At 68.6% G+C, this 11,329-nt stretch carries 10 protein-coding genes; 4 read left to right on the top strand and 6 right to left on the bottom strand.

Features of this window, described 5'->3' with window-relative positions:
* Nucleotides 1–96 precede the first annotated feature (96 nt).
* Both lipB and lipA read left to right on the top strand, forming a co-directional pair.
* On the top strand, nt 97–777 hold the full coding sequence (gene lipB / locus FM113_RS06645; RefSeq protein ID WP_087012790.1) for a lipoyl(octanoyl) transferase LipB: 681 nt from the start codon (nt 97–99) through the stop codon (nt 775–777).
* Nucleotides 774–1,793, top strand: coding sequence for a lipoyl synthase (lipA, locus tag FM113_RS06640; RefSeq protein WP_087012787.1), 1,020 nt, complete (start codon nt 774–776; stop codon nt 1,791–1,793). Before lipB ends, lipA begins: the two co-directional genes overlap by 4 nt.
* Nucleotides 1,794–2,141: 348 nt before the next feature.
* Here lipA and FM113_RS06635 read toward each other — a convergent pair whose 3' ends face one another.
* The 4 genes from FM113_RS06635 to hflX all read right to left on the bottom strand — a co-directional run bounded on the left by FM113_RS06635 (nt 2,142) and on the right by hflX (nt 8,249).
* The gene (locus FM113_RS06635) at nt 2,142–3,047 is read right to left on the bottom strand and encodes a methylenetetrahydrofolate reductase (protein ID WP_087012785.1); all 906 of its coding nucleotides are present in this window, start codon (nt 3,045–3,047) and stop codon (nt 2,142–2,144) included.
* Complete coding sequence (locus FM113_RS06630; RefSeq protein ID WP_087012783.1) at nt 3,044–4,186, bottom strand: hypothetical protein; 1,143 nt, start codon at nt 4,184–4,186, stop codon at nt 3,044–3,046. The genes FM113_RS06635 and FM113_RS06630 overlap by 4 nt, the downstream gene beginning before the upstream one ends.
* A 4-nt stretch (nt 4,187–4,190) precedes the next feature.
* Nucleotides 4,191–6,554 (bottom strand): 5-methyltetrahydropteroyltriglutamate--homocysteine S-methyltransferase, encoded by a 2,364-nt coding sequence (gene metE / locus FM113_RS06625; protein ID WP_087012781.1) that lies wholly within the window; start codon nt 6,552–6,554, stop codon nt 4,191–4,193.
* A gap of 126 nt (nt 6,555–6,680) precedes the next feature.
* On the bottom strand, nt 6,681–8,249 hold the full coding sequence (gene hflX / locus FM113_RS06620) for a GTPase HflX (protein ID WP_087012779.1): 1,569 nt from the start codon (nt 8,247–8,249) through the stop codon (nt 6,681–6,683).
* 122 nt (nt 8,250–8,371) lie between these two features.
* On the opposite strand from hflX, the gene FM113_RS06615 reads away from it, so the two are divergent.
* Complete coding sequence (locus tag FM113_RS06615; protein WP_087012778.1) at nt 8,372–8,980, top strand: class I SAM-dependent methyltransferase; 609 nt, start codon at nt 8,372–8,374, stop codon at nt 8,978–8,980.
* Nucleotides 8,981–9,288: 308 nt separating this feature from the next.
* Here FM113_RS06615 and dapF read toward each other — a convergent pair whose 3' ends face one another.
* Both dapF and FM113_RS06605 read right to left on the bottom strand, forming a co-directional pair.
* Nucleotides 9,289–10,170: a diaminopimelate epimerase gene (gene dapF / locus FM113_RS06610; protein WP_087012776.1), complete on the bottom strand. Its 882-nt coding sequence runs from the start codon at nt 10,168–10,170 to the stop codon at nt 9,289–9,291.
* A gap of 45 nt (nt 10,171–10,215) precedes the next feature.
* Nucleotides 10,216–10,635, bottom strand: coding sequence for a GNAT family acetyltransferase (locus FM113_RS06605; RefSeq protein ID WP_087012774.1), 420 nt, complete (start codon nt 10,633–10,635; stop codon nt 10,216–10,218).
* Between the two features lie 68 nt (nt 10,636–10,703).
* Between FM113_RS06605 and FM113_RS06600 the strand changes: the two genes are divergently transcribed.
* Nucleotides 10,704–11,228 (top strand): nucleoside deaminase, encoded by a 525-nt coding sequence (locus FM113_RS06600; protein WP_087012772.1) that lies wholly within the window; start codon nt 10,704–10,706, stop codon nt 11,226–11,228.
* Nucleotides 11,229–11,329: the final 101 nt, after the last annotated feature.

Here is an 11,329-nt window from a genome sequence, read left to right as displayed (position 1 = left end):
CCCCCCCCCCCCCAGAAAAGGCCCGGCCGCCCCATTGGCGACCGGGCTATTTTTCGCCATTTGATTTGTTACACCGAGTCTATTTAAAATGTGAACATGTCGCCCAATACCGTACTTCGCCCCACTGCGCTGGCAGCCCCGCGGTTTGTCACGGCGGGATTCGCCCCGCACCTCGTCCCCTACACAGCGGGACTTGCCTTGCAACAGCGCGCCGTCGACCGCCTGCACCGAGGTGTCGACCGTGGGACGGTGTACCTCCTCGAGCACCCACCGGTGTACACGGCGGGCCGTCGATCGGACGCCGCGGACTATCCGCGCGACGGGACTGAGGTCGTAACCGTCGACCGCGGGGGCAAAGTGACCTGGCACGGCCCAGGCCAACTTGTCGCGTACCCCGTGATCCGGCTCGCCGACAGCTGTGGCGTTGTCGACTTTGTCCGTGCTCTCGAGGGCGCACTCATCTCGGTCGCAGCGCACTTCGGGGTGGACGGCTTCCGGGTCGACGGCCGATCCGGCGTGTGGACTCAGCCCGCGACTGGGCGCGCCGCAAAGCTCGCGCAGATCGGATTGCACACGAGTGCCGGGATCGTGACCCACGGACTCGCCTTGAACTGCAGCAACGATCTCTCCCCGTTCACGAATTTTGTCCCGTGCGGGATCACAGATGCTGATGTGACCTCGCTCTCTCGGCTCGCAGGGACGCGCATCACTCCCGCAGACGCCGCCCCCATCCTCGAAACTCACCTGAGTTCCGCACTCGCGGAGTGCGCCGCATGAGCGCCCGGATCCTGCCCTCCACCGGTACCCGCCCCGAGCCCGAGGGGCGGAAGCTGCTCCGGATCGAAGCCCGCAACGCCGAGACCCCGATCGAGCGCAAGCCGCCGTGGATTAAGACCCGCGCGCGCTTCGGGCCGGAGTACCAGGAGGTTCGGGAACTCGTCAAGGAGGGCGGACTGCACACAGTTTGCCAGGAAGCCGGCTGCCCGAACATTTCCGAGTGTTGGGAGGACCGCGAAGCGACATTCCTCATCGGCGGCTCAATCTGCACCCGGCGGTGCGATTTCTGCATGATCTCCTCCGGCAAACCGCTCCCGCTCGATCTCGATGAGCCACGCCGCGTCGCCGAGTCGGTGCGCACGATGGGGCTGCGCTACGCCACAATCACCGGGGTCACCCGCGACGACCTCCCCGATACCGGGGCCTGGCTCTACGCGGAGACGATCCGGCAGATCCACGAGCTCAACCCGGGGTCCGGGGTCGAGGTACTCGCCGACGACCTCGGTGGCCGCCCCGAGGACCTCGCACAGGTGTTCGAGGCGGCACCGCAGGTCTTCGCGCATAACCTCGAGACCGTGCCGCGGATCTTCCGGCAGATCCGGCCGGGTTTCCGCTACGAACGCTCGCTCGGCGTGATCTCGCAGGCCCGCGCCGCCGGCATGGTCACGAAGTCAAACCTGATCCTCGGGATGGGCGAAACCCGGGCCGAGATCACCGCAACCATGCGGGAACTCCGGGACGCGGGCTGCGACATTCTCACCCTCACCCAGTACCTGCGCCCCACGCAGCTGCACCACCCAATCGACAGGTGGTTGCGGCCGGAGGAGTTCGTCGAGCTGAAGGCCGAGGCTGACGCGATGGGCTTCGACGGGGTGCTCGCCGGGCCGCTCGTGCGCTCCTCGTACCGGGCCGGGCGGCTCTGGGCCGAGACCATGTCAAAGCAGGGCCGCGAGGTGCCCGAGGCGCTGCGCCACCTCAGCGAGCGCGCCACCGCGGACTTCCCGCAGGCCGTATAGGGGCACGTGCGGGTGCGCTGACCGCCCTCTTCCCCCGGCTCCCGTCCCTACGCACTCCCCTTCCCTTCCCTCTTCCTCCCCTTCGTTCCCTTCCTCTTCTTTCCTTCCCCTTCTTTCCTCCCCCTTTCTCTCCCTTTCCCCGCTCTTCCCCCTCAGCGTTCACTCATCGAAGGGACGCACATCGGGGTCAAACACCACGTTTGACCCCGATGTGCGTCCCTTCGATGGGGGGGGGAGGCGAAGCAGGCAGGCAGGGCAGGACGGACTCAGGGCAGGCAGGGCAGGCAGGCAGGCAGAGGGCAGGATCAGGGCTCGGGGAGAAGCAGGGAAAAGCGGGGAGGACGCCCGCTACACCACGGGGTCCGGGGTGAGCAGGTGGAGCTCGCGCAACACCGCGAGCACCCGTTCGTGGCGGTTGAAGGTGTACAGGTGCAGGGAGGGGGCGCCGCCCGCGAGAAGTTCCCGGGCAAGCTCGACAGTGTGTTCAACCCCCAGCTCAGGAGCGTACCCTCCGGCCTCTTCGAGCTCCCGCGTCAGCTCGACCGGTGCCGGCCGCCCCGCGAGTTCGGCAACCTTCCGCAGCTGCGCGCTCGTCGCGACCGGCATGAGTCCGGGCAGCACGGGCATGCGCAATCCCGCATCATGCGCGTCGCTCACAAACGAGAGGTACTCCTCCGCGCGGAAGAACAGCTGCGTGATCGCAAACTGCGCGCCCGCCTCCTCCTTCGCTATGAGCCACTCGATATCGGCTGCGCGGGATCGCGCGAGCGGGTGCCCGTTCGGGTAGGCGGCGACCGCGGTGCGGCCCACGCTCGTGAGGGCCGGCCGCTCCGCCCGGGCCTCTGCGATCAGCTCCACCAGATCCCGGGCGGACAGAGAGCCCGAGACCTCAGGCGAATCCTCCGTCAACCCACGCGGCGGATCGCCCCGGAGCGCGAGGAAGTCGTGCACTCCGGCGTCCATGATGCCGTGGATGGCGGCGCGGACGGTGTCGCGGTCCTCGCCGACGGTTGTGAGGTGCGCAAGCGGGAGCGCGTCCGTGTGATCACGCAGGTAGCGCAGCAGGTCAACCGAGGCGTCCCGGTTCGAGCCGTTCGCCCCGTACGTCACCGAGATGAAGTCAGGCCCCGCGGCGGACAGGTGCTGCACCGCGTGACCCAGGGCGAGCGCCGCCGCACCGCTGCGGGCTGGGAACACCTCGAAGGAGAAGCGGGCGCGTGTGGGGGCACTGCCTGTGAGAAGCGTCGGGGTCATCGCGCCGCCCCCGCAAGCTCAGCCGAGGCGAGTGCCGTGCCTCGCACCCGCGCGGCGATCTTCGCGAACGCCACGTCCCGCGCGAAGTCCGGCGAACCATGCCTCGGCTTCTCATCGATCAGGTACGGCGAGAAGCCGCAGTCGTCGGTCGAACCGAGCAGCTCCGGCGGAATGAACCGGGCGGCCCGAACGAGCTGGTCCCGGATCCCCTCCGCGGTTTCGAGCTTCGGGTTTGTGGGATTCGTTACCCCGAGCAGCACGCGCGGTGCTGCACGCCCCGCACGTCCGCGCGCACGGAGTTCCCGGCCCACGAGCCGGGCCACACGATCCGGCTCCCGCTCCCCCGCAGCCTGCACAAGGAAGTACCCGGCCTCGATCTGGAACAGCTCGGGGAGCAGCTCCGCGTAATCGACATCGGCGCTGTGCGCGGAGTCGTTGTCATTCCCGGGGCAGGTGTGCACGCCAACGGCGGCCCGCTGTTCGGCGCTCAGTCGATCCAGCACCCGATTGATCAGGGCGATAAAACCGCCGAGCGCCGTGGGTCCGGCCCAGGGGGCGCGGAGGTCGCGGCGCAGCGCCAGCCGCCCCTCGGTGAAGTCGATCGACACGCGCGTCGCGCCCGCCGCAAAGCAGCGCCGGATGTCCTCAGCGCAGCCCGCGACAACGTCCTCCAAAAAATCCTCGCGCGAGTATTCCCCGAGTCCGGCCTCCGGCACCATCAGGGACAGCATCGACGGCGAAATCACCGCCTGCTTCAGTGGGAGTTCCGTGAGGGTGCGGGCCGCCGCCACATCGGTGGCGGCCCAATCCCGAAACGTGAAGGGTCCCCGAGCGAGACTCGGGATGACCCGGTGGTGTCCGTCCGCAAACACGGCGAACACGGGCCCGACCGACACATCGGCGCTGCCGAGCGGGTAGCTCGCGAAGCTCTGCCGCCGCTGCTCACCATCGCTCACGATCGGCGAACCCGTGGCGGCGAACCGCTCCAGGGTATCCGCGACCGCATGCTCCTGCTCAGCGCGCAGTTCTTCAGCCGAGGCGAGTCCCGTCTCCGCGTCCAGCACGGCGCGCTGCAACCGGGACGGGCGGGGCAGGGACCCCACCGCCTCCGTGGGCAGCTCGCCCGTCGGCCAGGCCATCGCGCTACGCTCCGCGGACGGCGCGCGCCGCCTGCACGAGGTTTGTGAGGCTCGCCACAGTCTCCTCGTAGCCGCGGGTCTTCAGGCCGCAATCAGGGTTGACCCAGAGCTGCTCACCCGGGATGCGCGCCGCGGCGATCCGGATCAGCTCCGCCTGCTCCTCCACGCTCGGTACGCGCGGCGAGTGGATGTCGTACACGCCCGGACCAATCCCGCGGGAGTAGCCGTGATCGCCCAGGGGCTCCACCACGTCCATGCGGCTGCGCGCTGCTTCGATGCTTGTCACGTCCGCGTCGAGGCCGTCAACTGCGTCAATGATCTCGCCGAACTCGGAGTAACACAGATGCGTGTGGATCTGAACCTCGTTCGCGGCCCCGCTCGTGGCGAGCCGGAAGGAGCCCACCGACCAATCGAGATAGTCCGCCTGACGGTCAGCGTCGAGCGGCAGCAGCTCGCGCAGCGCGGGCTCGTCGACCTGCACGATCGAGATGCCGGCCTCGACAAGGTCGTCGATCTCGTCCCGCAGCGCGAGCGCAACCTGCTCGGCGGTGTGCGCGAGCGGCTGATCGTCCCGGACAAACGACCAGGCGAGGATCGTGACGGGCCCCGTCAGCATGCCCTTCACCGGGCGCTCGGTGAGCGACTGCGCGTAGGCTGACCAGGCCACGGTCATCGGGGCGGGCCGCGATACGTCTCCCCACAGGATCGATGGGCGCGTGGCGCGGGTGCCGTAGGACTGCACCCAGCCGTGCTCGGTCACGGCGAAGCCGTCGAGCAGCTCCGCGAAGTACTGGACCATGTCGTTGCGCTCGGCCTCGCCGTGCACCAGGACATCGAGACCGATCTCTTCCTGCAGTCGGATCACGCGCTCGATCTCTGCCCGGAGGAACCCGTCGTATGCTTCCTTGTCGATCTCGCCGCGCACAAACGAGGCGCGCGCCTTGCGGATCTCAGTGGTCTGCGGGAACGAACCGATCGTGGTGGTGGCCAGCTGCGGGATCTCAAGTTCGCGCTGTGCCTCGCGGCGTGCCGCCTCATCGGCACGGCTACGGTCAGCCTCGGTAACGCCCGCGGCGCGCTCACGCACCGCGCCATCCCGCACTCCGGGAGCGGCAGCGCGATCTGCGAGCACGGCGTCGGTGGCGGCGAGCTCGGCCTCGACCGCAGTGGCACCGGACTCCAGACCGCGTGCCAGGATAGCAACCTGCTCGACCTTCTGGTCAGCAAATGCGAGCCAGCTGCGCAGGCGGGAATCGAGCTGGGTCTCGTCCGCAACATCGTGCGGCACGTGCTGCAGGCTGTTGCTCGTGCCAATTCCGGTGGCGATTCCGGCGTCCGTGATGCGGGTAGCCGTGGCGAGCGCAGCGCGGAGGTCGGTACGCCAGATGTTGCGGCCGTCAACCACGCCTGCGATCAGCTGCGTGCCGGCAAATGCTGTCGCGAGGGAACCATCCGCAAGCGCGGACTCGGGCAGGCTCCCGCGGACGAGGTCCGCCTGCACGGCCTCGACGGGCAGCGCACCCAGCCGAGCGAGCGCCTGCGAGGAGTCGCCGTACGGTGCGGTCAGCAGGATCGCGGGGCGCGCAGTTCCCCGGGCAGCCCCGCCCAGTGTGGCGTAGGCGCGCTCCACGAGCGCGAGCACCTCAGCGCGGGGCACGGACAGCGAGTCAGACACGAGTGCGGGCTCGTCGAGCTGCACCCAACTGGCCCCGGCTGCGGCGAGCGCACTGAGCAGCTCCGCGTACACGGCCACAACCTCGTCCAGACGGTCGGCGGGGCGGAAACCCTCCCCGGCCTCGTCGGAGGCCTTGGCGAGGAGCAGATAGGTGACAGGGCCAACGAGCACGGGGCGGGACTCGATGCCCTGTTCTCGCGCCTCCGCGACCTGAGCGACGAGTGCGGCGGGGTTGGCCACGAGCGGCGTGCGCTCGTCCAGCTCAGGAACGCTGTAGTGGTAGTTCGTGTCGAACCACTTCGTCATCTCGAGGGGCTGGTGATCCTTGTCCCCGCGGGCGAGCGCGAACAGCACGGCGAGGTCACTGCCGGCGGATTCGGCGACGGCACCGGCAAAGCGGTGCGGGATCGCGCCGAGCGCGATCGTCGCGTCGAGCACCTGGTCGTAGAAGCTGAAGCTCTCCGGCACGGCCCCACCCGCGGCGGGCAGGCCAAGCTCGACAAGCCTGGCGCGGGTCGCGGCGCGCAGCTCGCGCGCGGTCTCCTGGAGCTGCGCCTCGGAGGTGGCACCCTTCCAGAACGACTCGATTGCGCGCTTCAGCTCGCGGCGGCGGCCAATGCGCGGGTAGCCAAGAATCGTGGCGGTGGGCAGCGTGGGGGCCTCGGGTGCGGCAGCACTCGGGTTCGCGGTCATGGGGGTTCCTCCGGATTTGGCGGTGAATGCCCGGTGGGAACCCCGGGCACTCACACGCTAACCGGCGGGCACGGCTTGGCGCCCTTGTGTTGCGCCATGTGAATTACGCCGTGTTACGGCCACGCTCTATCCGAGGTACGGCTGCAGCTTCGACAGCATCTCCGGGGTGACAAATGCCCGGATCTGCGTCCCCTCCTCGACGTACTCCGTGTCCATGACCCGGTTGCGCTCGTGCAGTTCTGCAACAAGCTCGCCGTGGCTGTACGGGATCACCACGGTGACCTCCTGGTCCGGCACCGGGAGCGCCGCAAACACGCGCCGCGAGAGCTCTTCAAGGCCGTCGCCCGTGCGCGCCGAGACAAACACGGCGTCGGGGACCAGGCCGTGCAACACGAGGCGCTGCGAGTCGTCGATCAGGTCAGTCTTATTGAACGCGACGATCTCTGGGATCCCCTGTGCACTAACCTCGGAGATCACCTCGCGCACAGTGCGCAGCTGGGCGCTCGGATCCGGGTGGGAACCGTCCACGACGTGCAGGATCACGTCCGCGTCGCCGACCTCCTCGAAGGTTGACCGGAACGCCTCGACAAGCTGGTGCGGCAGTTCTCGCACAAAGCCGACGGTGTCGGCGTAGGTGAACTGGCGGCCGTCGTCGGTTTCCGCGTGGCGAATCGCCGTGTCAAGGGTCGCGAAGAGCTGGTTCTGCACAAACTCCTGCGTGCCCGTCAGACGGTTCAGCAGGCTCGACTTCCCGGCGTTTGTGTACCCGGCAATCGCAACCGAGGGCACTTCGCCGCGCTTGCGGTTAGCGCGCTTCGCCTCGCGTGCGGGGGCAAAACCCTGGATCTGCTTGCGCAGTTTCGCCATGCGGGTGTGGATCTTGCGTCGATCCAGCTCCATCTTTGTCTCGCCGGGGCCGCGCGAGCCCATGCCGGCACCCGCGGAGCCGACCTGTCCGCCCGCCTGGCGAGACATCGACTCGCCCCAACCGCGCAGACGCGGCAGCAGGTACTGCAGCTGCGCGAGCTCAACCTGGGCTTTGCCCTCGCGGCTCTTCGCGTGCTGGCTGAAGATGTCGAGGATCACGGCGGTGCGGTCGATGACCTTCACCTTCACGACGTCCTCGAGTGCGCGGCGCTGCGACGGGGCGAGCTCGGTGTCTGCGATCACCGTGTCCGCGCCGACCGCTGCGACAAGCTCGGTCAGCTCTTGCGCCTTGCCCTTGCCGAGGTAGGTGGCGGGATCCGGCTTCGCGCGGCGCTGCAGCAGCCCGTCCAGCACCTCGGCACCGGCGGTCTCCGCGAGCGCGGCGAGCTCTCGGAGCGAGTTCTCCGCATCTTCGGTTGACTTCTCGGAGTAGATCCCGATCAGCACCGCCTTTTCCAGTCGGAGCTGGCGGTACTCGACCTCGGTGACGTCTTCCAGCTCGGTCGAGAGGCTCCCGACCCGGCGCAGGGATGCACGGTCTTCGCGCTCCATCCGGATCGCATCGAGGTCTGCATCGAGATCGTGTGTGTCGGCATCGAGCGCCTGCGCGCCGCCCGTGAGGTCACGGATCACTGTCGCCGATTCGGAGCGGCCAGCACGCGACAATACGCGGTCGAGGGCGTCATCGATGCGCGAGCGAGTCGCCTCGTTCTGCGCGTCTGCATCGGCGAACACCTGGTCTGAGTCTTCGGGTACACGTTTCGTCATGTGGCCTCCAGTGTACTCCGGGCGCGTCGAATCCGGCCGGGGCGTTCGCCACGGGCGTGTGGCACAGGTGTGTGGCACAGGTGTGTGCCGGCACACCTGCCCGCGCCTGAGATACTTATCAGGTGACTGAGCACTACTTCTCCGAGACTCCCTCCGGCGACCTGCGGCCCCGCGACATCGAGGTCGTCCTCGCGGGGGCCCCGCGCCAGGTGCGCACTGCCGGGGGCGTGTTCAGCCCCGAGCACATTGACCGCGGCACCGAGATCCTGCTGCGCACGCTCGACAAGCTCGGCACGGCGCAGCCCGGGCCCCTACTCGATCTTGGCTGCGGCTGGGGTCCGATCGCGCTCGCAGCTGCCCTCGAGTCCCCCGAGCGGGAGGTCTGGGCGATTGACGTCAACGAACGCTCCCGCGAGCTGACCCGCGGCAATGCGGCCGGACTGGGCCTCACGGGTGTCCGTGTCGTGGCCCCCGACGAGGTTCCCACTGAGCTGAACTTCTCGGAGATCCGTTCGAACCCTCCGATCCGGATCGGCAAGGACGCACTCCACGAGATCCTGCGCCAGTGGCTGCCTCGCCTCGCCTCGGGCGGGGTCGCGCACCTCGTCGTCGCGAAGCATCTCGGGGCCGACTCGCTGCAGCGCTGGATCGCCGCGGAGTTCCCCGAGCTCGCTGTCGAGCGGATCGCCCGCGACAAGGGGTTCCACATCATCCGCGCCACGCGGGGCTAGCTGTAGCGCCCACCAGGGCTCCCGGCGAGTCACCAAAAACACGGAGATTCACGAAGACCACGGAGATGTATCGCCGGATCGGCGACGCGGCCGCGGGATCTCCTGCGTGACGGTGCGGCACGACGGGATATGTCCCTCGCCACACACGGATCAGAGAAGCAGCGTGGCAATTCACGCAGAACACGGAGATTCACGCGAATCACGGAGATGTATCGCCGGATCGGCGACGCAGCCGCGGGATCTCCTGCGGCTTGGTGAGCGCGAGGCGGTGAGCACGGGCCTGTGCTCGCGTGGGGTAGAGCGGCGCGCTACGCCTCGGGGAGTTCGATCTGCCCGGAGAACACGAGTTCCGCGGGCCCGTTCAGCGAGACGTGCTCGCCCTCTTCGGTCGGGAACATGCGGACGGCGAGGCGACCCCCCGGCACATCCACGCGCCAGTGGTTCGGCATTCCTTCGCCACCCCAGTGGCGGAACGCCAGCGCGGCCGCCGCGGTGCCCGTGCCACAGGAGAGCGTCTCCCCCACGCCGCGCTCGTGCACGCGCATGCGGATCCGGCCAATGCCGTCCACAACAAGCGGGTCCTCGGGCACCACAAACTCTACGTTTGCGCCCGAGGCGGGAGCCGGGTCGAGGGCGGGGGCGCGGTGCAGGTCGAGCCCTTCAAGTTCGCCGGGATGCGCGAGGGCAGTCACCACGTGCGGGTTACCGAGATCGATGCCGAGCCCGGGGCGTGCCACGTCAAGCCCGTGCGCCGCGACGAGGCGTTCCGGGGCGAGGCGCCACCGCCCCAGGTCAACCGTGTAGCCCCGCTTCCCCGCAAGGACATCCTTAACGCCAGCGCGCGTCCCGATCGGCAACGTATCACTCCGCTCGGGTGACACGAGGCCTTCGGTGATCAAGTAGTGCGCATACACGCGGATGCCGTTGCCGCACATCTCGGCCGGGGTGCCGTCCGCATTCCAGTAGTCCATGAACCACTCGGCGTCGGGCTCGACGGCAAGCACGTCTGCCCCCTCCGGGAGCGCGCGCGAGCGCACCGCGCGGATCACACCGTCCGCCCCGATCCCCGTGTGCCGGTCACACAGGAATCGAATCTGCTCGGGAGTGAGTTCACACTCACCATCGGGATCGCTAAACAGCACAAAATCGTTGCCCGTGCCGTGACCCTTGGTGAACGTGAGCGTCGTCATGATCTCAGTCTACGGGGGCACGGAGGACCGGCGCTCAGCCGAACATCAGGCGTCGAGCCGCTTCCCCAGCACGGTGACGCTCGCGTCCGCGTAGCCGAGGGCTTCGTAGTAGGCGGTGACGCCGTGGTTTTCCGCGCGCACCATGAGTTGCACCTTGGGGCAGCCGCGTTTCCGGAGCCGATGTTCGACCTCCGCGATGAGGGCACGCCCGATCCCCTCACCGGAGCGTTCTGCGGCGCTCGCCAGATAGTAGATCCAGCCACGATGGCCATCGTCGCCGCCCAGAACTGTCCCCACGACTTCACCACCGTCTTCCGCCACGAGCAGCAGCTCGGGGAAGGCACGGTGCGCACGCGCCACATCCTCGCGTGGATCATTCCAGGGCCGGGTCAGGCCGCGAGCATGCCAGAGCGCAATCACCGCGCGCTCATCGGCGGGCGAATACTCACGGATCGCGTAGCTCACACGGAGCCTCCTTCGGTGTCGAACCCCCGAGCCTATCGGTCTCGGTGCACCGCTGTTACGGTGAGGCCATGTCTCCCTCAGCGCAGGCCCAGCCCAACTCCGACGCTTCGAAGCTCACCCCCACAGACCTCCCGCATCTGCGACGCTGCATCGAGCTCGCGGAGGCCGCGCTCGCCGCAGGCGACGAGCCGTTCGGCTCCGTGCTCGTCGACGCGCGCGAGAAGGTGCGCTTTGAGGACCACAATCATGTGGCGAGCGGGGACGCGACCCGTCACCCCGAGTTTGAAATCGCCCGGTGGGCAGCGGCGCACCTGTCCCCGGCGGAGCGGGCCGCGGCCACCGTGTACACCTCGGGCGAGCACTGCCCGATGTGCGCGGCCGCGCACGGGTGGGTGGGACTCGGCAGGATTGTCTACGTCGCGAGCGCCGCGCAGCTCGCCGCGTGGATGACCGAGTGGGGCGCGATCCCCGCGCCGGTGGCCGCGCTGCCCATTCAGGCCGTCGCCCCCGAAGTGCCCGTGGCCGGACCCGTACACGAGCTCACCGCGGAGATCCGCGCGCTGCACGCCCGGCATCGGGGGATCACGATCTGACGGCGGGCCCGAGTAGCGGGCGGAGTGGCGCCGGGATCGAGTTGCCTTGTTTGACGTACTACGCGTGACGTAGTACGTTTGATGAGGAAGCCACTCGACCC

Source organism: Leucobacter sp. 7(1) (assembly GCF_900163635.1).
Lineage (GTDB): Bacteria > Actinomycetota > Actinomycetes > Actinomycetales > Microbacteriaceae > Leucobacter.
The sequence above is the reverse complement of the archived record's forward strand: the minus strand, read 5'-3'. Positions and strand labels throughout refer to the sequence as shown.